This is a genomic window from Pedobacter alpinus, from assembly GCF_042684645.1.
In the GTDB taxonomy this organism is placed as follows: domain Bacteria; phylum Bacteroidota; class Bacteroidia; order Sphingobacteriales; family Sphingobacteriaceae; genus Pseudopedobacter; species Pseudopedobacter alpinus.
In genome coordinates, this window is the sequence record NZ_JBHULV010000028.1 from 102,491 (window position 1) to 127,884 (window position 25,394).

General features: G+C 33.3%; 27 protein-coding genes, 1 pseudogene and 1 riboswitch. Of the genes and pseudogenes, 16 read left to right on the forward strand and 12 right to left on the reverse strand.

Annotation, left to right across the window (positions count from 1 at the left end; genetic code table 11):
* Positions 1-3 precede the first annotated feature (3 nt).
* The 6 genes from ACFSSE_RS09315 to ACFSSE_RS09340 all read right to left on the reverse strand — a co-directional run bounded on the left by ACFSSE_RS09315 (position 4) and on the right by ACFSSE_RS09340 (position 5,947).
* On the reverse strand, positions 4-606 hold the full coding sequence (locus ACFSSE_RS09315) for a thiamine phosphate synthase (RefSeq protein WP_379043579.1): 603 nt from the start codon (positions 604-606) through the stop codon (positions 4-6).
* 196 nt (positions 607-802) lie between these two features.
* The gene (gene thiC, locus ACFSSE_RS09320; RefSeq protein WP_379043582.1) at positions 803-2,686 is read right to left on the reverse strand and encodes a phosphomethylpyrimidine synthase ThiC; all 1,884 of its coding nucleotides are present in this window, start codon (positions 2,684-2,686) and stop codon (positions 803-805) included.
* A gap of 13 nt (positions 2,687-2,699) precedes the next feature.
* On the reverse strand, positions 2,700-2,903 hold the full coding sequence (gene thiS / locus ACFSSE_RS09325) for a sulfur carrier protein ThiS (protein WP_379043585.1): 204 nt from the start codon (positions 2,901-2,903) through the stop codon (positions 2,700-2,702).
* 63 nt (positions 2,904-2,966) lie between these two features.
* Positions 2,967-3,061, reverse strand: a riboswitch (TPP riboswitch).
* Positions 3,062-3,248: 187 nt separating this feature from the next.
* On the reverse strand, positions 3,249-3,956 hold the full coding sequence (gene can, locus ACFSSE_RS09330; RefSeq protein ID WP_379043588.1) for a carbonate dehydratase: 708 nt from the start codon (positions 3,954-3,956) through the stop codon (positions 3,249-3,251).
* Positions 3,949-5,559, reverse strand: coding sequence for a SulP family inorganic anion transporter (locus ACFSSE_RS09335; protein ID WP_379043591.1), 1,611 nt, complete (start codon positions 5,557-5,559; stop codon positions 3,949-3,951). The genes can and ACFSSE_RS09335 overlap by 8 nt, the downstream gene beginning before the upstream one ends.
* A gap of 46 nt (positions 5,560-5,605) precedes the next feature.
* Positions 5,606-5,947 carry a hypothetical protein gene (locus ACFSSE_RS09340; RefSeq protein ID WP_379100871.1) on the reverse strand — a complete coding sequence of 114 codons (342 nt, stop codon included), beginning with the start codon at positions 5,945-5,947 and terminating at the stop codon, positions 5,606-5,608.
* Between the two features lie 175 nt (positions 5,948-6,122).
* Between ACFSSE_RS09340 and ACFSSE_RS09345 the strand changes: the two genes are divergently transcribed.
* From ACFSSE_RS09345 to ACFSSE_RS09365, 5 genes are all read left to right on the forward strand, one after another.
* Positions 6,123-7,664, forward strand: coding sequence for an acyl-CoA carboxylase subunit beta (locus tag ACFSSE_RS09345; RefSeq protein ID WP_379043597.1), 1,542 nt, complete (start codon positions 6,123-6,125; stop codon positions 7,662-7,664).
* Between the two features lie 5 nt (positions 7,665-7,669).
* Positions 7,670-8,086 (forward strand): GNAT family N-acetyltransferase, encoded by a 417-nt coding sequence (locus tag ACFSSE_RS09350; protein WP_379043600.1) that lies wholly within the window; start codon positions 7,670-7,672, stop codon positions 8,084-8,086.
* Positions 8,087-8,139: 53 nt separating this feature from the next.
* Positions 8,140-9,162: a Holliday junction branch migration DNA helicase RuvB gene (gene ruvB, locus ACFSSE_RS09355; protein WP_379043603.1), complete on the forward strand. Its 1,023-nt coding sequence runs from the start codon at positions 8,140-8,142 to the stop codon at positions 9,160-9,162.
* Positions 9,163-9,188: 26 nt separating this feature from the next.
* Positions 9,189-9,824 (forward strand): hypothetical protein, encoded by a 636-nt coding sequence (locus tag ACFSSE_RS09360; protein ID WP_379043606.1) that lies wholly within the window; start codon positions 9,189-9,191, stop codon positions 9,822-9,824.
* A 370-nt stretch (positions 9,825-10,194) separates the two neighbouring features.
* On the forward strand, positions 10,195-10,956 hold the full coding sequence (locus tag ACFSSE_RS09365) for a prohibitin family protein (RefSeq protein WP_379043609.1): 762 nt from the start codon (positions 10,195-10,197) through the stop codon (positions 10,954-10,956).
* Between the two features lie 80 nt (positions 10,957-11,036).
* On the opposite strand, the pseudogene ACFSSE_RS09370 reads toward ACFSSE_RS09365, so the two are convergent.
* The 3 genes and pseudogenes from ACFSSE_RS09370 to ACFSSE_RS09380 all read right to left on the reverse strand — a co-directional run bounded on the left by ACFSSE_RS09370 (position 11,037) and on the right by ACFSSE_RS09380 (position 12,364).
* Positions 11,037-11,278, reverse strand: a pseudogene (locus tag ACFSSE_RS09370) (SDR family oxidoreductase).
* 407 nt (positions 11,279-11,685) lie between these two features.
* Positions 11,686-11,883, reverse strand: coding sequence for a hypothetical protein (locus ACFSSE_RS09375; protein ID WP_379043612.1), 198 nt, complete (start codon positions 11,881-11,883; stop codon positions 11,686-11,688).
* Positions 11,884-11,890: 7 nt separating this feature from the next.
* Positions 11,891-12,364, reverse strand: a complete 474-nt coding sequence (locus ACFSSE_RS09380; protein WP_379043615.1) for a hypothetical protein — start codon at positions 12,362-12,364, stop codon at positions 11,891-11,893.
* A gap of 124 nt (positions 12,365-12,488) precedes the next feature.
* Between ACFSSE_RS09380 and ACFSSE_RS09385 the strand changes: the two genes are divergently transcribed.
* Entirely contained in the window at positions 12,489-12,890 is a 402-nt protein-coding gene (locus ACFSSE_RS09385; RefSeq protein WP_379043618.1) for a hypothetical protein, read from the forward strand.
* On the opposite strand, the gene ACFSSE_RS09390 is transcribed toward ACFSSE_RS09385, so the two are convergent.
* Positions 12,887-14,077, reverse strand: coding sequence for a proline dehydrogenase family protein (locus tag ACFSSE_RS09390; RefSeq protein WP_379043621.1), 1,191 nt, complete (start codon positions 14,075-14,077; stop codon positions 12,887-12,889). The genes ACFSSE_RS09385 and ACFSSE_RS09390 overlap by 4 nt on opposite strands.
* A gap of 86 nt (positions 14,078-14,163) precedes the next feature.
* On the opposite strand from ACFSSE_RS09390, the gene ACFSSE_RS09395 reads away from it, so the two are divergent.
* The 9 genes from ACFSSE_RS09395 to ACFSSE_RS09435 all read left to right on the forward strand — a co-directional run bounded on the left by ACFSSE_RS09395 (position 14,164) and on the right by ACFSSE_RS09435 (position 23,105).
* On the forward strand, positions 14,164-14,370 hold the full coding sequence (locus tag ACFSSE_RS09395) for an RNA-binding S4 domain-containing protein (RefSeq protein ID WP_379043624.1): 207 nt from the start codon (positions 14,164-14,166) through the stop codon (positions 14,368-14,370).
* Complete coding sequence (aroB, locus tag ACFSSE_RS09400) at positions 14,367-15,431, forward strand: 3-dehydroquinate synthase (RefSeq protein ID WP_379043627.1); 1,065 nt, start codon at positions 14,367-14,369, stop codon at positions 15,429-15,431. Before ACFSSE_RS09395 ends, aroB begins: the two co-directional genes overlap by 4 nt.
* 245 nt (positions 15,432-15,676) lie before the next feature.
* Complete coding sequence (locus ACFSSE_RS09405) at positions 15,677-16,507, forward strand: prephenate dehydratase (RefSeq protein ID WP_379043630.1); 831 nt, start codon at positions 15,677-15,679, stop codon at positions 16,505-16,507.
* Positions 16,508-16,651: 144 nt separating this feature from the next.
* On the forward strand, positions 16,652-17,758 hold the full coding sequence (locus ACFSSE_RS09410; protein ID WP_379043633.1) for a chorismate mutase: 1,107 nt from the start codon (positions 16,652-16,654) through the stop codon (positions 17,756-17,758).
* A complete protein-coding gene (aroA, locus tag ACFSSE_RS09415; RefSeq protein ID WP_379043636.1) occupies positions 17,758-19,002 on the forward strand; it encodes a 3-phosphoshikimate 1-carboxyvinyltransferase in 1,245 nt (414 codons plus the stop codon). Before ACFSSE_RS09410 ends, aroA begins: the two co-directional genes overlap by 1 nt.
* A gap of 157 nt (positions 19,003-19,159) precedes the next feature.
* On the forward strand, positions 19,160-20,248 hold the full coding sequence (gene aroC, locus ACFSSE_RS09420) for a chorismate synthase (protein WP_379043639.1): 1,089 nt from the start codon (positions 19,160-19,162) through the stop codon (positions 20,246-20,248).
* A gap of 86 nt (positions 20,249-20,334) precedes the next feature.
* Positions 20,335-20,697, forward strand: a complete 363-nt coding sequence (locus ACFSSE_RS09425) for a hypothetical protein (RefSeq protein ID WP_379043642.1) — start codon at positions 20,335-20,337, stop codon at positions 20,695-20,697.
* A gap of 164 nt (positions 20,698-20,861) precedes the next feature.
* On the forward strand, positions 20,862-21,149 hold the full coding sequence (locus ACFSSE_RS09430; protein ID WP_379043645.1) for a hypothetical protein: 288 nt from the start codon (positions 20,862-20,864) through the stop codon (positions 21,147-21,149).
* A 114-nt stretch (positions 21,150-21,263) separates the two neighbouring features.
* The gene (locus ACFSSE_RS09435) at positions 21,264-23,105 is read left to right on the forward strand and encodes a UbiD family decarboxylase (RefSeq protein WP_379043648.1); all 1,842 of its coding nucleotides are present in this window, start codon (positions 21,264-21,266) and stop codon (positions 23,103-23,105) included.
* A 17-nt stretch (positions 23,106-23,122) separates the two neighbouring features.
* Here ACFSSE_RS09435 and ACFSSE_RS09440 read toward each other — a convergent pair whose 3' ends face one another.
* Both ACFSSE_RS09440 and ACFSSE_RS09445 read right to left on the reverse strand, forming a co-directional pair.
* On the reverse strand, positions 23,123-23,572 hold the full coding sequence (locus ACFSSE_RS09440; RefSeq protein WP_379043652.1) for a hypothetical protein: 450 nt from the start codon (positions 23,570-23,572) through the stop codon (positions 23,123-23,125).
* 31 nt (positions 23,573-23,603) lie between these two features.
* Complete coding sequence (locus ACFSSE_RS09445; RefSeq protein WP_379043655.1) at positions 23,604-24,086, reverse strand: hypothetical protein; 483 nt, start codon at positions 24,084-24,086, stop codon at positions 23,604-23,606.
* Positions 24,087-24,222: 136 nt separating this feature from the next.
* On the opposite strand from ACFSSE_RS09445, the gene ychF reads away from it, so the two are divergent.
* Complete coding sequence (gene ychF / locus ACFSSE_RS09450) at positions 24,223-25,323, forward strand: redox-regulated ATPase YchF (RefSeq protein ID WP_379043658.1); 1,101 nt, start codon at positions 24,223-24,225, stop codon at positions 25,321-25,323.
* Positions 25,324-25,394 lie beyond the last annotated feature (71 nt).

Here is a 25,394-nt window from a genome sequence, read left to right on the forward strand (position 1 = left end):
GATTTACAATATTTTGAGCGTTGATTGAATGGTTTTAAATTGATTTATTACATTTTCGGGTTTTTGCCAAATGAATCCTAAAAGAGCAACTCCGTCAAAATTCATCCTTTTAATTTGATGAAGATTTTGGTGTGTTATTCCTCCTAAGGCAATTACATTTGGAGCATTTTGTGGCTTTATCAACTCAAAATCTGCTGGTACTTTACTTTCGTATCCTTTTTTGGAAATGCTATTAAAAACTGGTCCGTAAAAAACATGATTGAAAAATGAAACTTGTTCTAAATCTTCTATTTGATGAATTGAGGTTGAAATTGTAAAACCTTTTGATGTTTTAATTTTCAATTCATCCTTTACAGTTTGCATCCGCTGATGTTCTGGAAAATGCAGTCTCTTTATTCCGAATTTTGAAGCCAGTTGATGATGCTGATGTAGGGCGATATTTGGATAAAATGAAGGATGAATTTGTGTTAATAGTTTTTCTACGCTTTCCTCACTTTCATTTGGTTTGCGTAAATGAAAATAACGAAGCCCTTCATTAAATAAATTATTTACGATTTGGGCTTCGCTGTGTATAGATGTAGGGTTTGAAATCACTATTAGTTTCATTTTGCTTATTTTCCCATGGTCTGTATCCTCGCGGACCATTTATATTCAAGTTTCGGTCTGTGAGGACACAGACCGAGATCAATAGGATTTTGTGCATTAACGATTGAAGCGGCATCCTTTTTTGCTCTTGCCGTTTTGCAAATGGCAAAAAAGATACATCCGCCAGCTGGCGGAGTGTTAAAATGCCCAAATGATCCTACAAATAAATTTCACTTCCTTTTTCTGTAAACTCTTTAGATTTTGCTTCCATACCTTTTGCAATGGCTTCTTCTGTTTCCATTCCGTTTTCTTTAGCGTATTCACGAACATCTTGCGTAATTTTCATAGAGCAAAAATTTGGGCCGCACATAGAACAGAAATGGGCAATTTTAGCACCATCAGCAGGTAAAGTTTCATCGTGAAATTCTTTCGCCGTATCAGGATCAAGCGATAAATTGAACTGATCATCCCATCTAAATTCGAAACGGGCTTTACTCAAAGCATTATCTCGGTACTGTGCACCAGGATGTCCTTTTGCTAAATCGGCAGCGTGGGCAGCAATTTTATAAGTAATTACGCCGTCTTTCACATCCTTTTTATTAGGTAAACCTAAATGTTCTTTTGGTGTTACGTAACAAAGCATAGCTGTACCAAACCAACCAATCATAGCAGCTCCAATAGCAGAAGTGATATGATCATAACCGGGTGCAATATCTGTAGTTAGTGGGCCTAAAGTATAAAATGGTGCCTCAGAACAATGTTCCAATTGCTTTTCCATATTTTCTTTAATCAAATGCATAGGTACATGACCAGGACCTTCAATAATGGTTTGCACATCGTGTTTCCAAGCAATTTTAGTCAGTTCGCCTAAAGTTTCTAATTCGCCAAATTGTGCGGCATCATTAGCATCTGCAATACAACCCGGACGCAAACCATCACCTAAAGAAAATGCCACATCGTAAACTTTCATGATTTCGCAAATCTCTTCAAAATGGGTGTAAAGGAAATTTTCTTTATGATGCGCCAAACACCATTTTGCCATGATAGAGCCACCACGAGAAACAATTCCGGTAATACGCTTTGCGGTTAAAGGCACATAGCGTAATAAAACGCCAGCATGAATTGTGAAATAATCTACCCCTTGTTCGGCTTGTTCAATTAAAGTATCGCGGTACAATTCCCAAGTTAAATCCTCGGCTTTACCATTTACTTTTTCTAACGCCTGGTAAATTGGAACGGTTCCAATTGGCACTGGCGAGTTTCGGATAATCCATTCTCTGGTTTCATGAATATTTTTACCGGTTGACAAATCCATAATATTATCAGCACCCCAACGACAAGCCCAAACTGCTTTTTCTACTTCTTCTTCTATGCTTGAAGTCACGGCTGAGTTACCAATATTGGCGTTAATTTTCACTAAGAAATTACGTCCAATAATCATTGGCTCTGACTCTGGGTGATTAATGTTTGAAGGAATCACCGCCCTACCGGCAGCCACTTCAGAACGTACAAACTCTGGTGTGATGTAACCTTTAGGCGTATTTGCTCCAAAAGAATGCCCTTGGTGTTGGTGGTTCATCACTTCGTACTCACCGTTTAATTGTTCTTTCAATAAATCAATCCTTTGGTTTTCACGGATGGCGATATATTCCATTTCTGGAGTGATGATGCCTTTTTTCGCATAGTGCATTTGCGAAACGTTCATCCCTTTTTTAGCTTTAAAAGGCTTTGTGACATGGGCAAATCTTAAATAATCTAATGTTTCATCATTTAAACGTTGTTGTCCGTATTCTGAAGAAACAGTTTCTAGTTGCTCAACATCACCACGCTTTATAATCCAGTTTTCACGTAGTTTTGGTAAACCTTTTTTAATATCAATTTCTGCATTTGTATCGGTATAAGGACCACTGGTATCGTAAATGGTAACAGGTGGATTAGGTTCTGTTAGGCCAAAACCATTATGTATTTTGGTATCACTTAAAGTCACTTCTCGCATAGCTACTTCAATATCATGCAATTGCCCTTTTACGTAAATTTTTTTTGACGATGGGAATGGCGAAGTGGTAATTGCTTGCTGGGTTGGAATTTTTTCTGTTTTCATGATTGTTGTTTTTTTATCCTCCTTGGGTTGCTTTAATGATGATGATTTTATCGCCCGACTGTAGAAAATGGCTTTCCCATTGGGTTTTGGGAATAATGTTTTGATTGATTGCAATAGCTAAACCTTGGCTGGGCTTTTGCAAAACATCGCCAAATAGCTGCTTAATGTTGCAGTTGTGGGTGATTTGATAAACTTGTTGATTTACGGTAATCTCCATTGCTGTTTAAAATTTTCAGACTTTAGGAGCATCCCATTACAGGAGGAAAGAAAAAACAACGCATAGGTTGTTGTCACTTTTCCCTTCGGCGGTACTAACCGCATCAGGTTCAAAGGGTATATATCTCAGTCCATCAAAGGACACCCCTAAAGTTGGGCTAAACTTAGGGAATTATTTTTGGAAATTGAAATAAAAATGAAAGGCTGACCTTAAATAATTATAAAACAATCTTTTGAATTGCTTAAATTGATTAAAACTGGTACAAGAAAAATATTATTTAAAAATTGATTGGGTGATAGCTAAAAATTAGGAGCATACTCAGGAGAATATGCTCCAAAATAGGGATTATTTATTTTCGAATTTAAAAACATCACCAAGTTTTTCATCGGAATTAAAAGAAACATCTAAATCTTTGATGATGCCTGTTTCTAAACTATAAGCCCAACCATGAACGCTTAATTCTTGCCCTTGGTTCCATGCATTTTGTATGGTGCTGGTTTTACAAAGGTTGTAAACGTTTTCTATTACATTTAGTTCCACAAGTTTTTTACCTCTCTCCTCTTTATTTTCAATATTATCCAAAACAGAAGAGTGTGTTCTGTAAACATCCTTAATATGACGCAGCCAATTATCAATTAAACCAAGCTGCTGGTTGCCCATTGCTGCCAATACACCGCCGCACCCGTAATGGCCACAAACTATTACATGTTTAACTTTTAAAACAGCAACTGCATAGTCTAAAACACTTAACATGTTCATATCTGTATGGATAACCATATTTGCAATATTTCTATGTACAAAAATATCGCCTGGGTTAGTACCTGTAATTTGGTTTGCAGGCACACGGCTATCAGCACATCCAATCCATAAAATTGGAGGTGTTTGTCCTTGCGCTAACTTTTTAAAATAATCTTTATCTTCTTTAAGCGTTTCGGCTACCCAATCTTTATTCCACTTTAAAAGATTATCATAGCTTATTTCTTTACTATCATGACCAACAGATACATTTTTTGTTTCTCTTGATCCTACTTTGTTTTCTTCTTTATTAGACATTTTCTTCAATTGGTTTAATTATTAAATCTTTTAATTTTGGCAATTCGTAAGAACGTTTAATATTTACCAGTTCTACTTTAATATTCTTCGTATATGCGTTTTCTTGAAAGTCAAAAATGGCATCTAAAACATCTCTATCTATAAAGAGAGAATCTGTACCATCAATAATAACTGTTTTACCTGTAGGTAAATTAGTTAAAGTATATTGTATGGTACCTTTATTTAAAAAAGACACCTCTTGCGCTAATTTTATTCTAATAAAATTGTTTCCTTGTGAACGATCTATGGTGTAGAAATACGGATTTCTATAATTTGTACGTAACAAAAAGATAATCCCAACCGCTAAACCAATACTTACACCTATAAGTAAATCTGTAAATACTACAGCCAATACGGTTACCATAAAAGGGATAAATTGGTCTTTACCATCTTTCCACATTTTAGTAAATAAACTAAACTTCGCTAATTTATACCCTACCATTAATAAAATTGCAGCTAAACAAGATAGTGGAATTTGATTGATAAGTGATGGTAACAGCAATACTGATAACATTAAAAATACCCCATGAAATATTGCGGACATTTTTGTTCTACCTCCAGAATTCACATTGGCAGATGAACGAACAATTACAGCTGTCATAGGTAATCCACCTACTAAACCAGCAATACTGTTTCCAATACCTTGAGCTATTAATTCTCTATTTGTTGGCGAAACTCTTTTTATAGGGTCAATTTTATCAACCGCTTCTAAACTTAATAAGGTCTCTAAAGAAGCTACAATAGCAATTGTTATTGCAACCGTCCAAATTTTTGGATTAAGAAATTGGCTGAAATCTGGAAATAGAAATAGCCCTTTAAAATCGGTTAAGCTTTCAACAACTGGTATTTGTACTAAATGATCACCACTTAAAGAGTAAGCAGTACCTTGAAATGCTGTTGCTAACAATATCCCCAATGCAACTACGATTAGCGGAGCTGGAATAATAGCTAGTTTTTTGACTTTTGGCCATAAAATAAGTACCGCCATTGATACTACAGAAATTATAACAGCTCCGTAATTAAACTTTGAAAAAGCAGAAATTATAGCAGAAAAAGTATTTTCTGAATCAGGTTGCGCAAAATTTTGGTCTCCTTCAAAATCGGCATCATAACCAACTGCGTGAGGCAATTGTTTCAAGATTAAAATAATACCAATAGCTGCAAGCATTCCTATAATAACACTATTGGGAAAATAATTTCCAATTGTACCTGCTTTTAAAATCCCTAATATAACTTGAAAAATACCAGCAATAAAAACAGCTAATAAAAAGGCGTCAAATGCGCCCAAATCTGTTATTGCGGTTAAAACAATTACGGTTAAACCAGCAGCAGGCCCACTAACACTTAATTGAGACCCACTAAAACTTGCTACTACAATACCGCCAATAATACCACTTAGTATTCCAGAGAAAAGCGGTGCACCAGAGGCTAAAGCTATACCTAAACATAATGGTAAAGCCACTAAAAAAACCACCAATCCTGCGGGTAAATCTTTTTTTAGATTTTTCCCTAAAAAATATTTCTTTAAACCGTTACCAGTCAAAGAATCATCTTGATCTATCATCTTACTTTAAATTAAAAATTTGTATTGTACTTAATTTGAGAAAAAATTAAGCCTGATTTGGAGGTGGTGTGGGTACTCTTGGAAAGTACAATTTCGTGTATTTTTTAGAAAGAAAATGATAATCCAAAACTTCATCAACTATCACATAACCATTACAAAGATGGTAGGTATGTATAAAATCTCCGTTTTTCTTTAAAGTTTGTTTTAAATCTTTTCCAGGTTTCCCAGCGTCCTTAGTTTCATTTTCTAATTCTAACTGAAATATTGCTGCACTAACTATCGTCTTTTCTAAATCAAAAACAATTGGCACTATAGAAATAATCATTTTCAGCGTAAAGATGAAAATGAACAAGTTACAGTATAACAATATTTTGACTTTATTATTCATTTTTTAAATGATAACTATAAATAGTTTTAATGCAAAACTAATAAAAACTTGATTTATTGTGTTAAAAATTTGTAGAATTTATATCATAAAATAAGTGGTTAGCTCTAAAGTTTGGCTAAATTATTTGATTGGGAATATTTTTTATAATTTCACAAAAAGCCAGAAACAGTAAATTTTGAGTAAAAAATTAGAACTATTGAACGCCAAAAGAGAAGCAGCTTTTCTTGGTGGTGGAAAAAAAAGAATTGAAAGTCAGCACAATAAAGGTAAACTAACTGCTCGTGAGCGATTACATTTTTTAATGGATGAAGGCTCTTTTGAAGAGATAGGAATGTTTGTTGCACATCGCTCTAAAGATTTTGGAATGCAAAATGAACATTACCCTGGAGATGGTGTAGTTACTGGGTATGGCACTATCAATGGAAGACTTACTTACGTTTTCTCGCAAGATTTTACAGTTTTTGGAGGTTCGCTATCTGAAACTCATGCAGAAAAAATATGCAAAATAATGGATATGGCCATGAAAAATGGTGCCCCAATTATTGGTTTAAATGATAGTGGAGGTGCCAGAATACAAGAAGGCGTAGTTTCTTTAGGTGGCTATGCGGATATTTTTTATAAAAACACCATGGCTTCTGGGGTTATTCCGCAGTTATCGGCAATTATGGGTCCTTGTGCGGGTGGTGCAGTTTATTCGCCGGCTATTACCGATTTTATTTTAATGGTAGAAAACACCTCTTATATGTTTGTAACTGGGCCAAATGTGGTAAAAACTGTAACCCACGAAGAGGTTACTGCCGAAGAATTAGGTGGCGCAAATACGCATGCTACAAAATCTGGAGTAACTCATTTTGCTTGCACAAATGAGATTGAAGCAATTAATCATTTAAAAAAATTATTGAGCTATTTACCTCAAAATTGTGAAGAGCAAGCTCCATTTGATGATTATGAAAGCGGAAACGAATCTCGCCATAAGCTAAATGAAATAATGCCAGAAAATGCCAATCAACCTTATGATATTAGAGAAGTTATTTCAGAAGTTATTGATAATGATACTTTTTTAGAAGTTCATAAAGATTTTGCAGAAAATATTGTGGTAGGCTTTGCCCGTTTAGCAGGAAGAAGTATAGGAATTGTAGCAAATCAACCCGCTTTTTTAGCAGGAGTTTTAGATATAAATTCATCAACTAAAGCAGCAAGATTTGTACGTTTTTGTGATAGTTTTAATATTCCGCTGTTAGTATTTGAAGATGTCCCAGGTTTTTTACCAGGTACAGACCAAGAGTGGAATGCCATTATTACCAACGGTGCTAAATTATTGTATGCTTTTTGCGAAGCTACTGTTCCAAGAGTTACCGTAATTACTCGTAAAGCTTATGGTGGTGCTTATGATGTAATGAACTCAAAACATATTGGTGCAGATATGAATTACGCTTGGCCGAGTGCAGAAATTGCGGTAATGGGTGCAAAAGGAGCTGCAGAAATCATTTTTAAAAGAGAAATTGCAAAAGCAGAAAACCCTCAAGAAAAATGGTTAGAGAAAGAAAAAGAATATTCAGATATTTTTGCAAATCCGTATAGGGCAGCAGAAAGAGGTTTTATTGACGAGGTAATTGAACCTGCCCAAACCAGGAGTAAATTGATAAAAGCTTTTAAAATGTTAGAGAATAAGGTAGTAAATAACCCTAGGAAGAAGCATGGTAATATACCTTTATAAATTAAATGAGACCTCAATATATAGAACAAATAACCCAAGAATTAACTTGGAAATTAAGGCAAAAAGAACTTTATCCTAATTTACCTATTGATGCCATAAAACTCTCCGAAGACGATTTAGGTACACATTTGGGTTTATTTTATGAAAATAAATTAGTTACCGTTGTTTCATTGTTTGAAAAAGACAATCAACTACAACTTAGAAAATTAGCAACTGACAGCAAATACCAAAATAAAGGTTTAGGCACTGAAATAATGAATTACGTTTTAGCTTATGCCAAAGAAAAAAACTTAGAAAAAGTTTGGTGTAATGCCCGTAGTACAGCCACAAAATTTTATTTAAAATTAGGTTTCATAAGTACAGAGAGTTACTTTACCAGAGATGGAGTTGATTTTGTAATTATGGAGAAGAATATTTTATAATCATATTTTAACTTTGTACTAAAAACAAAAAGTGATTTTACTATCTTGATGCCATGAATGAAAATTTAGATCCTAACACAGAAAACCTAACTCCAACGGATAAGGAGATAGAAAAAGTGCTTAGGCCACAGGAGTTTGAAGATTTTACCGGACAAGAAAAAATATTAGAAAACTTAAGAATTTTTGTTCAGGCAGCAAAATTACGCGGCGAAGCATTAGATCATGTGCTTTTACATGGCCCTCCAGGTTTAGGAAAAACCACCCTTTCTCACATTATAGCCAATGAAATGGGTGTGGGTATAAAAATAACCAGCGGCCCAGTTTTAGATAAACCTGGAGATTTAGCAGGCTTATTAACCAATTTAGATGCCGGCGATATTTTATTTATTGATGAAATTCATAGGTTAAGTCCACTTGTTGAAGAGTATTTATACTCGGCAATGGAAGATTTTAAAATTGATATTATGTTAGAAACAGGTCCAAATGCAAGGTCTGTGCAAATATCTTTAAATCCTTTCACACTAGTTGGTGCAACCACTCGCTCTGGTTTACTAACATCGCCTTTAAGAGCAAGGTTTGGTATAAATTCTCGCTTACAATATTATGATGCAAAATTACTTACAACTATTGTTTTAAGATCTTCCCAAATATTAAAAACTCCTATTACTGATGAAGCTGCTTTTGAAATAGCCCGCCGAAGTAGGGGAACGCCACGTATTGCAAACGCACTTTTGCGCCGTACTAGAGATTTTGCTCAAATAAAAGGTAACGGAAGTATTGAACCGGAAATTGCAAAATATGCATTAAATGCGTTAAATGTTGATGAACACGGTTTAGACGAAATGGACAACCGTATTTTAAGTGCAATTATAGATAAATTTAAAGGTGGCCCAGTTGGCTTAAAAACCATTGCAACCGCCGTTGGAGAAGATGAAGGCACTATTGAAGAGGTTTACGAACCGTTTTTAATACAAGAAGGTTATTTAATGCGAACTTCAAGAGGACGTGAAGCTACTGAAAGCGCATACCTACATTTGGGTAAAATGAAATTAGGTAGTACCGGAACACTTTTTTAGATTATATAAATTATTATATTAGCCACATGCAAGCACACAATTTTGATGTAGATTTCACTACACCTTCTACTAAGCAAAAAATAAAAATCAACAAAGATTTTATTGAAGTTAATAACGATAAAATAGCCTGTGAAGACGTTAAAGCTGTTAAATATGGCGTGTCGTTATTAGGAGGCGTTAAAAATCCTTCTGGTAAAGAATATACTATTGATATACTAAGTAAATCTGAAAAAACAATTAGTATCAGATTTAAATCTACCAAAGTAGAAGAATTGTTAGAAGAAGACCACCACTACTACTATATCATGTCTGGTGTATGGCAGTACGTAAAAAAATATTTAGTGAGTAATTACATTGAAGCTTTAAACAATAAAGAAGGCTTTACAATTGCCAATACCAAAGTAATAAACGAAGGCTTTATGATGACCTATAAATCAGGATTTTTGTTTTGGAAAAAAGACAAAACAGAATTAGTACTTTGGAGTGATATTAAATACTACCTAAATAAAGGTATTCTAACTGTAGAAAGCTTAAGTAATAAAAACAAAAAAGCAACCTTTAGCTTACATAACGATTGGAATGCTGTAGTATTAAACACTTTAATGCACTACTTGTGGCAAGACCAAAGGAAAGATAAGTTGGCTAAAGGAAAAGCTATATAAAAACTCTGAAAAGCCGAATCAAATTAATTGATTCGGCTTTTTTATTAAAGTTTTATAATAGATGAAAACAAAAAAATATCAGAAACTTCACTACTAATTTTCAATCTGTTTAATTTTTTTGCTATAGAATGTAGTCTAATTTGTCAATAAACTGTAAAACCGAAACACTCTAAACCAATTGTAATTTGTGATACGAATTGCAAATTGGTTTAAAATCCTTGTTTAAACATTATTAAGCATTTTTTTATTCTTGTAAAAAATTAATATAAATTTTTTTTATGAGTTTTATAATTTTTAAAAATAATATTAATCAGTTATCCTCATTTACTTTTATCATATTAATTATTTAAAACAAGTTAAAAAAAACGATATGAGAAATTTAAGTTTATTGCTAATTGTAGCTACAGTAGCTACTAGTTGCGCAGTTGTAAGACCAGGAGAAGTGGGTGTAAAACAAAACCTAGGTAAATTATCAAACAATGTGGTTACAACAGGTTCTGTTGGGTACAATCCGTTTACAAGTAAAGTAATAAAAGTACCCGTACAAACAAGAAATTTGGAACTAGCATTAAGTTTACCCAGTAAAGAGGGCTTAAGCATTCTTTCACAGATTTCTATTCTTTACCGGTTAGATGCCGAAAAAGTCCCAACCATCTTAAAAACTATTGGGTTAAATTATGAATCAATTATTTCTAGCGTATTTCGTTCGGCATCGGCTGATATTTGTTCAAAATATTTCGCAAAAGATATGCACTCTGGCATGCGAGCAGAAATAGAGATGGAAATAAAAAAGAAAATGGACGAAAATTTAGTTAAACAAGGAATCATAACTGAGGCAGTTTTAATGAAAAGTATTCAATTACCTGCAGGCTTAGCAAACTCTATTGAACAAAAACTACAAGCAGAGCAAGATGCGCTTAGAATGGTTTTTATTTTACAACAAGCTAAATTAGATGCTGATAGACAATTAATTGAAGCTACCGGAACAAGAGATGCTCAAAAAATATTAGCAGAAGGATTAACTTCAGAAATCATTAAAATAAGAAGTATAGAAGCCTTTAATGAACTCGCAAAATCACCTAATGCAAAAATTATTATTACAGACGGCAAAGCACCATTTTTAATTCAATAAATATTCGTTTAGTTTTGGTTGCGGGAAGTCAAGTCTTAAAAAGCTTGGCTTTTCTTTTTGGAATTAATTTTTTAAAACAATTAACCATTAATTATACCTCCTCTGTTTGGCTGTAAAAATAGACCATTAATGTATGACGCGTCATCAGACGCTAAAAATGTATAACAACCCGCTACCGCATCTGGCTCACCAGGCCTTCCCATGGGTGTGTTTTACCAAAATTTTCAACTTTTTTCTTATCAAATGTTGCGGTAATTAATGGCGTCCAAATTGAACCTGGAGCTACAGCATTTACCCTGGTGCCTTTTTCGTTAAAAGACAAAGATAAAGACCTTGTAAAAGCAACAGTATCTCATTTAGTTGATTAATAATCAAGCAATTATGGGTTGCCATGGTATGCAGTTACTCATGTAGTGTTAAATGATAGAACTTCCTTTTTAAGATATGATAAAGCAGCTTTTGGTAAAAAAACTATGAATATAATTAGTCTCAAACGTTTTCTTAAGTTGCTTCTCAGAAATATTTAAAATATTTTTCTGAGGATACTGTATTGTAGCATTATAAATAATACATCTAATCTTTTATACTTTTTGATGGTTTCTTTAATAATATCTTTACAATGTTGTTCTTTGCTAATATCACTAGAAATTAACAAGCATTTTACACCTTGCTTTTCAATTTCATCTCTTGTTTTTTTGGCATCTCAAGTTTCATCTAAATAGGATATTACTAAATTTTCCCTTCCCTAGCAAAAGCTAAATCAGCAGCTTTATCAAAACCACTATCTCCACCAGTTATTTTATACCACTTTATTTTTAAATTTTGAAAAAGGGTTAATTTTGGTTTTATACCTTGGTTAACCTTCATTTTAAACTCTTGCCTAAGTTGTTGACTTTGCGTTTCTTCTAATTTAGTTTTAGTTTTCATACATACTTTAAACGGATAGAATTATTGGTTTATACATGTAAAGAATTACTAAGCCAAATATTATATGGGCAATAACCAATTGTAGTAAATACAATTTTACATCAACTGTTAAAACATCATTATATATTTTGATAACTACATACCAAACCAATGCACCTAATAAACCATTTGCCAAACCTAAAAATAGCCCGTTATACCAAATTGGTTTTAGTAATTGGTAATAATATAAATGGATTAAGGTAAATAAATATCCAACAATGAAATGTAAAATAACTCCTAAAATGATGTTTAACCAAGATGGTGAGTCTTTAAGATGGTAATTAAAAATTTTAGCTAAGTGAGAAGGTTCTACGAAATTTCTTTTTTTGGTAGATAGCACCATACTAAATACAGTTAGTGCCAAAGTTGATAAAACCGCTATGAAGACAGGTTGCCAAGAACTATTAATTAAATTGTTTGCGTTGAGAATATTTTGAAGCATAATGGTAAATGTTTTTTTTCAAAAACACAACAACCATTCCATTAAGAGAAATTTGAGGTTATTTATTTAAATTAAGCAAGCATTTAAAATTAGATATTCCTAGATAAACAAACTACCTTTAATTATGAAGAACATACTTATACTCCTATTTGTAATGATAAATACGTTTGTTTTTTCACAACAAAAAGCAGATAGTTTAATTATAAAAAATTGGCAACCGGGTAAACAAACCGCTAATATAAGAATATGTACACCTTCTAGAGCCAGCTTAATTAAACAACCCTTATTTGTAATAAACTACGGTAAAAAAACCTACCAACACTTAAATGATAGTACAAACAATAATTTCGCAAATATCATTTCCCCGCAAAGCATTGCTTCTATATATATTTTAAAAGATAAAAAAGCAATTGAGCAATTTGGGGATAAAGCCAAAAATGGAGTAATAATAATTACTATTAAGAACAAGAATATTAAAGAATTTAAGAAAAATTTACGCCAACAAGTTAAAGTTGAAGCTAACTAATTCCTTCTTCTTTTCAGTTCATTAATAATTAAACTCAACTCCCTACCCATTTGTCCTGCAACGGCTGTGTTTTCTTCTGCCCGTCTTACTAAATAAGGTAAAACAGATTTTACAGGCCCGTAAGGAACATATTTTGCAACATTAAAATTTTCTGAAGCTAAATTGAAACTCAAATTATCACTCATTCCCAATAACTGAGAGAAATAAATATGTGGATGGTTAAAGGCTATTTGCCTTTGCTCCATTTTCTCTACCAAAACTTGGCAACTGTATTGGTTATGTGTACCAGCAACAATAGCTACATCGTTAATATTGTCTAAGCAAAAAGATATTGCCGCATTGTAATCTCTATCTGTAGTTGTTTTGTTTGGCTGTATTGGCGATTTATAACCTTTTTCTATAGCTCTTTTTCTCTCCTTTTCCATATATGCACCTCGCACCAGTTTAGCACCTAAGATAAAATTTTGAGTTTGGGCTATCGTAACATCAGCAATTAAAGAGGCTAATTTATCATGACGGTAAAGTTGGTAGGTATTAAAAACAATGGCTTTCTCCTTATTAAACTCCATCATATTTAACATTGCCAATTCATCAATTATATTTTGTATCCAGCTTTCCTCAGCATCAATCATAATCGATTGTTTAAATTTAGCAGCCGTTTCACAAATTAAATTTACCCTCGCCACTGCTTTTTCCCATTCTTTAGTTTCAATGGCCGATAAAGTTTGTTTACTATTTATTTTTTCTATTAAAGAAAACCTAGCAATACCAGTTATTTTAAATACACAAAATGGAATTGCTGATGGCATTTCTACAGCCTTTTTTATGGTATTTATAATTTCTAGAGCTGTCAAATCAAATACTTTTTCGGTATCTTCTCCTTCTACAGAATAATCTAAAATTGTGCCTACCCCGCCGTTTACTAATTTATTAATAGTTATTGTACATTCATCAATGGTTTCACCTCCGCAAAACTGACTAAAAATTGTTTTTTTAATTAAACCAGAAATTGGCAACCTAAAAAATAAAGCTGCTTTGGTAAAAAACGGACCAACTTTAACCAATAAATTATTACTAATCATTTTAAACAACCAGTAAGATTTTTTAAGTTCCTTATTGCTTTGTTGTTTAAAAGCTATTTCGGTATTATCGAAAGATAATTTTGAAGTGGAAACCAAATTTTGCATTTCTAATCTTTTCTTAAACAACAAAATTATAAAATGATTAGCCATTAAGCGCACACAAAACGCCCGTTTTTTGTAAGTTTGTTGCTATGATTCAATTTACGTTAGAAGGAGATTACATTCCTTTAATTCAGCTTTTAAAAGCAACCAATTTGGTGTCTTCTGGCGGAGATGCACAAATGGTGGTTACAGATGGTATGGTTAAATATAATGGCGATGTTGATTATCGTAAAAGATTAAAAGTGAAAAGAGGAGATAAAGTTGAATTTAACGGCCAAACCATAGAAATTATATGAAACCTATACAAAACACAAATTATCAAGTATTTTTTGATAACAGTTTAAACATACTTACTGATATTCTTGCTGAAAAGAAATATTCTAAAATTTTTATTTTAACTGATGAACAAACCGGAGAGCACTGTTTGCCGGTTTTGCAAGAGAAATTGCCAAGCTTAACAGAATTTGACATTATAGAAGTGCCTAATGGCGAAGAAAATAAAACCATCGATTTTTGTATTGGTATTTGGCGCATGTTGCTAGATTTTGAAGCAGATAGAAACGCACTTTTAATAAATTTAGGTGGTGGTGTGGTTACCGATATGGGTAGTTTTGCTGCATCAACCTTTAAACGTGGGATAGATTTTTTACAAATTCCTACTACCCTACTTTCTCAGGTTGATGCATCTGTAGGTGGCAAAACAGGTATTGATATGGATAATGTAAAAAATATTATCGGTACCTTTTCTCAGCCTCAAGCAGTAATAATCTCCACAGATTTTCTAACTACTTTATCAGATAGGCAAATGACATCCGGTTTTGCCGAAGTAATTAAACACGGCATTATTGCTGATGCTAATTTTTACAAAGAAGTATCAGAATTAGCTGATGCAAGAGCGGTTACAGAGCAGCACATTCATCATTCTGTAGGGATTAAAAATAAAGTGGTAACCGAAGATCCCTTTGAAAAAGGAATCAGAAAAACTTTAAATTTTGGGCATACCATTGGTCACGCTATAGAATCATGGTCTTTAACTAACGAGAAAAACCCACTTTTACACGGGGAAGCCATTGCTTTGGGTATGATATGCGAAGCTTATTTATCAACTCAATTAATTGGTTTGGCCAAAGAGGATTTAGAATCAATTACTGCAACATTTGTTAAATATTTTGGAAAATATCAGATTAAAGAAGGTATTGAACACCAACTTTTAGAGATAATGAAGCAGGACAAAAAAAATATAGCAGGTAAAATCAATTTTTCTTTACCTAATAAAATTGGAAACTGTATGTTCGATATTTTTGCAGATGAAGCTCAGATTATAGAGAGTTTAAACTATTATAAAAACTTTGTTTAAAAGTTAAGCCTCGGTTAAAGTTTAATCAATTGGGTTTTAAAGCCTGATTTGAAAAAAAAGTATTTTTTTATTAATGTTAACAATATTGTATTATATTTGCGACACAGAATTAAAAATGAACAATAACACTACATATTACTTCGGTTACTTTTATTTTAGAAATAAGAGCCGGGTGTCTATGTCTTAATTTATATAAGAACTAACTAAACCCGGCCAAATAAGCCGGGTTTTTTTTTATCAAAAAAATGAGTATTAAAAAGAGAGTTGCCATACAAGGGATTAAAGCTTCGTTTCACGAAGAAGCTGCATTCAAGTTTTTTGGGGAAGATATTGAAACCATTGAGTGCAATTCTTTTAAGCAAACTTTTCAAAAATTAGCAGCAGGCGAAGCAGATTACGTGGCTATGGCAATAGAAAATAGCATTGCCGGTAGTTTATTACCTAACTACACTTTACTTAGAGAATATAATTTCCCTGTAGTTGGCGAAGTTTACCTACATATTCAATTACATTTAATGGCTTTGCCAGGTGTTAAATTTGAAGACATTAAAACTGTTACATCGCACCCAATTGCTATACGCCAATGTAGTGATTTTTTAGATGAATTTCCTGATTTGAATATTGTTGAAAGTAGCGATACCGCAGCCTGTGCTAAAAAAATAAAAGAACAAGGTTTAACAGATACAGTTGCTATCGCAAATACTTTAGCTGCAAAACTTTACGGTTTAAATATTTTAGAAAGAAGGATAGAATCAAACAAAAAAAACTATACTCGCTTTTTAATATTAACTGATAAACCAACTGAAGTTGAAAATGTTAATAAGGCTTCTTTATGCTTTCAGGTAACAAATGATGCTGGTTCTTTAGCTAAAGTGTTAAATATTTTAGCAGAATTAGATATTAATATGAGTAAAGTACAATCTATGCCAGTATTAGGCAGGAGAAACGAATACAACTTTTACGTAGATGTAGAATGGAACAACACAAAAAATTACGAAGACGCTATCCGGAGAATTGTAAAACATACCATCAACTTTAGTATTATGGGCGAATATGTGAAGAATGATAAGGTGTAGTGAGTAGTGAGTAGTGAGTAGTGAGTAGTGAGTAGTGAGTAGTGAGTAGCGAGTAATAAGATAAAAATAAATTAATTAATATAAAAACAGGTTTGCAGGTCATTTTCAAATCTTCAAATCAACAAATTTTCAAATCAAATTAGTATGAAACTTAACCTAAATATAGAACCATTAAGCAACTGGGCACCAGTTAGCAATGGACCACTTATTATCTCTGGACCGTGTAGTGCAGAAACTGAAGAGCAATTATTAGCAACTGCTCGTTTATTAAAAGCAACTGGAAAAGTACATGTTTTAAGAGCAGGTATTTGGAAGCCAAGAACCCGTCCGGGAGAATTTGAAGGAATTGGAAGTATTGGTTTAGAGTGGTTAAACAAAGCGAAAGCAGAAACTGGTTTCCCAATTGCTGTTGAAGTTGCTAACGCAAAACACGTTGAAGAAGCTTTAGCTGCTGGTGTTGATATCCTTTGGATTGGTGCTCGTTCTACAGTTAATCCTTTTACTGTTCAAGAAATTGCTGACGCTTTAAAAGGTGTTGATATCCCAGTAATGGTTAAAAACCCAATTAACCCAGATTTATCTTTATGGATTGGTGCTTTAGAACGTATTAACGGCGCAGGTATTACAAAAATAGCTGCTATTCACCGTGGTTTTTCTTCTTTCGAAAAAACAGCTTTCCGTAATGAACCAATGTGGGATTTAGCCATCAACTTAAAAACTTTAGTCCCTAATTTGCCAATCATTAACGATCCTTCTCATATTTGTGGCTCTCGTGAATTACTTCCTTTCATTTCTCAAAAAGCTTTAGATTTAGACATGCAAGGTTTAATGATTGAAGCGCACATTGACCCAAGTGTAGCTTGGACAGATGCCAAACAACAGGTAACTCCTGCTGCATTAAGCGAAATGATTGATGGTTTTATTTTACGTAAAGCAGAATCTAAAAACCCAGAGTTCACAGATAAATTGGCTAAATTACGAGATAAAATTGATTTATTAGATGATCAAATTTTCCAAAAGTTAGGCGAGCGTATGAAAATTGTTGAGCAAATTGGAGAATACAAAAGAGATAACGATGTTACTATTTTACAAGTTTCTCGTTGGGATGAGATTTTACAAAAAAGAACTGCATTTGGTTCAGTTTTAAAATTAGAGAAAGATTTTACAGAAAAAGTTTTAGAATTAATTCACAGCGAGTCTATCCGTAAACAAACTGCAATTATGAATACTGCTAAAGCTGATTTAGGATAATGAGTTCATCATTAATCATAAAAAAAGAAAACTTTAAAGTTGAAGAAACCATACAATTAACTGGTTCTAAAAGCGAAAGCAATAGAGCCTTAGTTTTGGCTGCGTTAAGCAAGGGAAAGGTTAATATCAATAACCTTTCTGCTGCGGCAGATACCGTTACGTTAGAAAACATTATTAATCAGCAAATTAAAAATAAAAATGCTGTAATAAATGTTGGCCCGGCGGGTACTGCAATGCGTTTTTTAACCGCTTATCTATCTTTATTGGGTGAAAAAGTAGAAATTACAGGTTCGGAGCGTATGAAACAACGCCCTATTGGAACTTTGGTAAACGCTTTATTAAGTTTAGGAGCTGATATTACTTACAAAGAAGTAGATGGTTATCCTCCGGTTTTAGTAAATGGTGCTTTTGAGCAAAAAACAAAGCATATTTTAATAAGAGGCGATATTAGTTCTCAGTTTCTAACGGCTTTGTTATTAATTGCAAGCTCTTTACCGCAAGGCTTAGAGTTAGAAATTATGGACGAATTAACCTCTAAGCCCTATGTGGATATGACTTTAGCTATGCTTGCGCAGTCTGGTATTAAACATAGCTGGAAAAAAGACACTATAAGTATAGCTCCTCAAAGTTTTAACCAAAGTACTTTAACTATTGAACCAGATTGGAGCGCTGCTTCTTACTGGTATAGTGTTGCTGCGCTTTCAGAGAAATCCAAAATATACCTTCCTCATCTAAAAAAAGACAGTTTGCAAGGTGATAGCGCTATTGCTGGAATTATGTCTCTATTTGGTGTGACCACGATTTTCACAGATGAGGGAATTGTGATAGAGAAAGTGGATTATGAGGTTAAACCTCAGCTACTGGACTTTAAAGAATGTCCGGATTTAGCGCAAACTGTTGTTGTATGTGCTGCAATTTTAGGTAAAGAATTTAGTTTTACAGGTTTAGAAACTTTAAAAATTAAAGAAACCGACCGTATTTTTGCTTTACAAACAGAGTTAGCTAAAATTGGCGTCAAGTTAATTGAAACTCAAGCAGATATTTATCAACTAGATTGCGAAGAATTAAATATACCACAAAGCATTAAAGTTGCTACTTACGAAGATCACCGTATGGCAATGGCATTTGCACCTTTAGCTACTATAATTGAAGAAGTGATAATAGAAGAAGCAATGGTTGTAGAAAAATCTTATCCTCATTTTTGGGAAGATTTCAAGAAGATAGGATTTGAAGTAAGTAGCTAGATTTTAGTATCAAGTATCAAGTCCATTTGCGCTTGCTTACAAAAGGCGCACTTATATAACTAATTAAAAATGAGCAGTAATATTGTATATCTAAGACTTCTAGCCATCACGCAAATGTCTTGATACTCGATAATCACTACTCAATACTAAAAAAGAAATGGCAGGAAATTCCTTCGGGCAAATATTTAAAATTACCACATTTGGCGAATCGCATGGTGCGGCTATAGGTGTTATTGTTGATGGTTGTCCATCCAATATTGAAATTGATTTAGATTTTATTCAAAACGAATTAGATAAACGCAAACCAGGGCAATCAAAAATAACTACTCAAAGAAAAGAATCTGATACTTGTCAGATTTTATCTGGTGTATTTGAAGGAAAAACTACCGGAACCCCAATTGCGATTATCATCCCAAACGAAGATCAAAAATCTAAAGATTACGATCATAATAAAGACACTTTTAGGCCTTCACATGCCGATTATACTTACCAAACTAAGTATGGCATCAGAGATCATCGTGGCGGTGGACGTTCATCTGCCCGTGAAACAGCTGCCCGTGTTGCTGCTGGGGCTTTGGCTAAATTATTTTTAAAGCAAAAAGGAATTGATGTTATTGCTCATGTTAGTAGTGTTGGTTTTATTGATTCCCCTGAGGTAACAACAAGTAATGTTGATGATTTTGTAAAACTTAGAGAAAGCAATATTGTACGCTGTGCCGATGCTGAAACTGCTGATGAAATGATTCATTTAATTGATAGCATTAGAAAAGAAGGCGATACCATTGGTGGCAAAGTGACTTGTTATATAAAAAACTGCCCTGTTGGTTTAGGCGAACCTGTTTTTGATAAGCTTCATGCAGATTTAGGAAAGGCAATGTTGAGCATTAATGCTGTACATGGTTTTGATTATGGTTCAGGCTTTGATGGTTCAACCATGAGAGGATCAGAACATAATGATGCTTTTGAGGCTCATGAAAATGGCAAAATAAGTACAAAAACTAATTATTCTGGTGGTGTGCAAGGCGGTATTTCTAACGGCATGGATATTAATTTTAGAGTAGCTTTTAAACCAGTTGCAACTATTATGAGTAATCAAGAAACTGTAAATTCTGCTGGTGAGGCTGCCGAAATTAAAGGAAAAGGTAGGCATGACCCATGTGTTGTACCAAGAGCAGTTGCTATTGTAGAAGCCATGGCTGCTTTGGTAATTGCAGATCATTACTTGAGGAATCAGATATATAAATAAATTGATGAAAACTGAAATTATCGATATAACCTCGTCAGAATTAAAATTCTGATGAGGTTTTGTTTTTTAACACTATCATAAAAAACATGTTTAAAAAAGTAGGCATATTTGAAAGTATCTCCATTTACGAAAGTTCGCTATTTAAAAAAGGACATGGTTTAACTATTCCAAATAAGGGCATCGTTACTTTTGTAGGTTGTTTTTCTAAAGCAGAAGATATGGCCATTATAAAACATGAGTTTGGCCATATTTTGCAGTTTAGAAAATTAGGAAGTTTAAAATTTTACTTAAAAGTTGGCCTACCCAGTTTATGGAGTGCAATTAGAGCATCTGTACTCAAAAATTACGTTCACCAAAACCATACTGTTGAAGTTGAAGCAAAGTATTTAGCCTACCACTATTTTAATGAACCTAAAGATTGGAACGTTAAAAGGTTTCCTATTGTTTAGGCTTTAATAGCTAAAGCCTGTAGTTTAATAGCTGGGATAGCAACGGCACCACGCATTTTTTCGCGGAGTATAATAAATAGCCGGACTTGCAAAAAAAGGATGAATTTGAGCTTCAAAATATTTTATGGCATTAACATTGTAAACTTACAGTTAAATTATAAATTATGAAACTAAACAAAATTTTATTTGCAATTGCGGGCTTAAGTTTAACTATTGCTACAGCTTGTAACAATAATAAAGCTGCTGAAGAAAATAGCGACACTGTTGTTGTTGTTGAAAAAAATACTACAACAACGGTTACAGAAAACACCACCACAGAACCAGCTACAACAACCACTACTACAACAGAACCATCAACATCGGTAACTGTTGGCGCTAACGGGGCGGCTGTTCAAACAAAATCTACTGGTGTTAGTGTTTCTAGAGACAGTATTTCTTTTAATAAAAAATAATTTTAAGAGCCTCAAGAAATTGGGGCTTTTTATCTACTCTTCAAATTGGCATTCTGCTAAAAAAATAAAATAAATTACTCAAAACAATTTTCTTAATCTGATATTTGAATTAATATGGGATATAGAAGTTTAAGAGATTGCGTTAACGATTTAGAGAAGCATGGTCACTTAGTTAGAATTAAAGAAGAAGTTGACCCTTATTTGGAAGCTGCCGCCATACATTTAAAGGTTTACGAAAAACAAGGTCCAGCACTTTATTTCGAGAACTTAAAAGGGAGTAAATTTCCAGCTGTCTCTAATTTATTTGGTACCATAGAGCGTAGTAAATTTATGTTTAGAGATAGTTTAGACAAGATCAAAACGCTTGTTGAGCTAAAAAACGACCCCATAAAAGCAATTAAAAATCCTTTAAAATACGCTTCTGTTACTTTTACAGCTTTATCTGCTTTACCTAAAAAAGTAAGCAAAAGAAGTGCGCCCATTGGTTTTGCAAAATGTAAAATTAGTGACATCCCAGCTATTGTAAATTGGCCTATGGACGGTGGCCCATTTGTTACCATGCCACAAGTTTACACCGAAGATAGCGACCAAGCCGGTATAATGAATGCTAATTTGGGAATGTATCGCATTCAGTTAAGCGGTAACGACTATATTTTAAATGAAGAAATTGGTTTGCATTATCAATTACATAGAGGAATTGGAGTGCATCAAACTAAAGCAAATGCAAAAGGCGAAGCTTTAAAAGTGAGTATTTTTGTTGGTGGGCCTCCCTCCCATCCTTTGGCAGCTGTGATGCCCCTGCCCGAAGGTTTATCTGAAATGACTTTTGCAGGTGCTTTAGGCAATCGCAGATTTAGGTATTTTTATGATGATGAAGGTTTTTGCATTTCTGCCGATGCCGATTTTGTAATTACCGGAACTGTAGAACCGATGCAAAACAAACCCGAAGGACCTTTTGGAGATCATTTGGGTTATTATAGCTTAACGCATCCTTTCCCTTTGTTAAAAGTGCATAACGTTTACCATAAAAAAGATCCGATTTGGAGTTTTACAGTTGTTGGTAGGCCGCCACAAGAAGATACTAGTTTTGGAGAACTGATTCATGATATTACAGGAGCAGCCATCCCTAAAGAAATACCGGGTTTACATGCTGTAAATGCAGTGGATGCTGCTGGAGTTCATCCGCTTTTATTTGCGATAGGAAGTGAGCGTTATACGCCTTATTTAAAAGGAAGAAAACCTCAAGAAATTATTACCATTGCAAATCATGTATTAGGAAAAAGTCAGCTTAGTTTGGCTAAATATCTATTTATTTGTGCCAAAGAAGATAACCCAAAATTAAATATTTATAACATTAATGAGTTTATGACTCATATTTTAGAACGATTAGATTTAACCAGAGACTTACATTTTTATACCAAAACCACTATTGATACTTTAGATTATAGCGGTACTGATATAAATTCTGGTTCTAAAGTTGCCATTACTGTTGCCGGCGATGTGATTAGAGATTTATGGAAAGATGTACCTGCTGGTTTTTCTCTTCCCAATTCTTTTAAAAACCACAAAATGGTAATGCCTGGTGTTTTAGCAATTACTGGAAGTAATTTTAAAACCGAAGAACAAACTTTAAATGAAATGGAGGTTTTAAATCAGCATTTAAAGGATGCTGATTTGGAGGGCTTACCTTTAATTATTTTATGTGATGATGCTGATTTTACAGCTGCAACTATGAACAATTTTGTTTGGGTAACGTTTACCCGTAGCAATCCTTCTCATGATATTTATGGCATAAACAGTTTTACGCATCACAAACATTGGGGCTGCAAAGGCGCTATGATTATTGATGCCAGAATTAAACCTCACCACGCACCTCCCTTGATAATGGATGCAAAAGTGGAAGAAAAAATAGCTGAATTGGGTAAAAAAGGTGGTTCTTTATTTGGGATTATTTAATAAAAACAATAGCAAGTTTAGTTTATCCAAATAAAATCTACCCCAAATTTTATAAAAAGAAAAGCTAAAACATAAACCACTGTAAAAAACAAAAATCTAAAAAACTGTTTAAGCTGATAAAATGTATCAACTAAATCTGACTTATGATTTGATATGGAATACTGTTTTAAAGATTTATAAAATTGTTGGGCATTTTTTGAAATAGCAAAAATAAAAACTAAAGAAACTAACGTAAAAGGACTTTTTAAATAATTATAGAACTCGCTCTTGTCGCCAACAAAATTTTCTAGTATTCCTTTAAAAAGTATGGAGATTATGAAAAAAAGTAGAAGGAGAAAATTAAAAAGATACCCTAATAAATAAATTGGCTTTAGCCACCTTAATAAACTCCTGATTATTGGTTTTAAAGTAAGTTCTAAACTAAAATCGTCTGTTTGGTTTTCTGATAAAATACTTTTGTTCTCCATAAAACTATTTTAATAATCGGAAATACTACGATTAAAGTACCGCTGAAAACAACGCTCCAAATACAGAAATAATTAATATCATAGCATAAAATCCAATAAACATAATTGCAATTATGCCTATAAAACGAAATAGCGTTTTTAACCTTTCGAAAGAATAATTGATAGATTCCTGATCGTTAAATTCGACTGCTTGTTTTGCATAAACAGCAAAATCATATAAATATCTTGACGGAAAGTAATAGATTATGGCTACTACAGCATAAGCAAAACCTACAACAGCCGTCGCACTATTAGCGGGTTGACCTAAAGCGGCCAATTTAGTACTCAATGTTTCGCCCATAAACATAAAGGCTAATCCAATTATTAATATTAACCCAGATAGTACGAAGCCTACAATACCTACAAATTTTCCCCATTTGGCAATTTCGGCAATGATATTTTTAATATGATCATCAAATTTTAAAGGTTTGCTTTGCTCTTCAACTGGTGTTGGTATATTTTGATCTTCTTGCATATATTTCTAATCTTAAAAACTATGCTAATCTAAAAAAATTATACGCATATTCTGTTATCTTTGCGCCCTGAAAGTTCATTAGTCATTAGTGAATTCTCAAATTGATAAATTTTAAAATCTTCAAATCAAAATAAATATGGCTTTACAGTGTGGAATAGTTGGATTACCAAATGTTGGAAAATCTACCCTGTTTAATTGTTTATCTAATGCAAAAGCACAAGCGGCAAATTTTCCGTTTTGTACCATAGAACCTAATATTGGTGTTATTTCTGTTCCGGATGATAGATTGACCAAATTAACTGAATTGGTGAAACCAAAAAATGTGGTACCTAACACCATTGAGATTGTTGATATTGCTGGTTTAGTAAAAGGTGCATCTAAAGGCGAAGGCTTAGGGAATCAATTTTTAGGTAACATTAGAGCTACCAATGCAATTATCCATGTTTTAAGATGTTTTGAGGATGATAACGTAATACACGTTGATGGTTCTGTTGACCCAATTAGGGATAAAGAAATTATTGATACCGAGTTGCAACTTAAAGATTTAGATACGGTAAGTAAAAGAATCCAAAAGGTTGAAAAAATGGCTAAAACCGGTGGTGATAAAGATGCGAAAAGAACTTTTGAAGTATTATCTGTTATTAAAACACACTTAGAAACTGGTAAATCTGCTCGTACTGCTGCAATTACTGAAGATGATTTTCTTTTTATTGAAGATTTAAGCTTGTTAACCATTAAACCTGTATTATACGTTTGTAATGTTGATGAAGCATCTGTAAATACCGGAAACAAATATGTTGATTTAGTTAAAGATGCCGTTAAAGATGAAAACGCAGAGGTTTTAATTATATCTGCCAAAATAGAATCGGAAATTGCAGAATTAGAAGATCTTGAAGAGCGTTCTATGTTTTTAGAAGACTTAGGATTAAAAGAATCTGGTGTTGCTCAATTAATTAGAGCAGCTTACCGCTTATTAGATTTATATACTTATTTTACTGCTGGTGTACAAGAAGTAAGAGCTTGGACAATTACCAAAGGCTTTACCGCCCCACAAGCTGCTGGTGTAATTCACTCAGATTTTGAGAAAGGTTTTATTAGAGCAGAGGTTATAAAATACAACGATTTTGTAACATTAGGTTCTGAAAATGCTTGTAAAGATGCTGGTAAATTAGGCGTTGAAGGTAAAACTTATGTGGTTGAAGATGGAGACATTATGCACTTTAGGTTTAATGTTTAAATTTTTGAATTTTGAATGAGTGAGTTTTGAATGATTGAATTTTGAACTTTTATTGTTTCACTCAACAAATT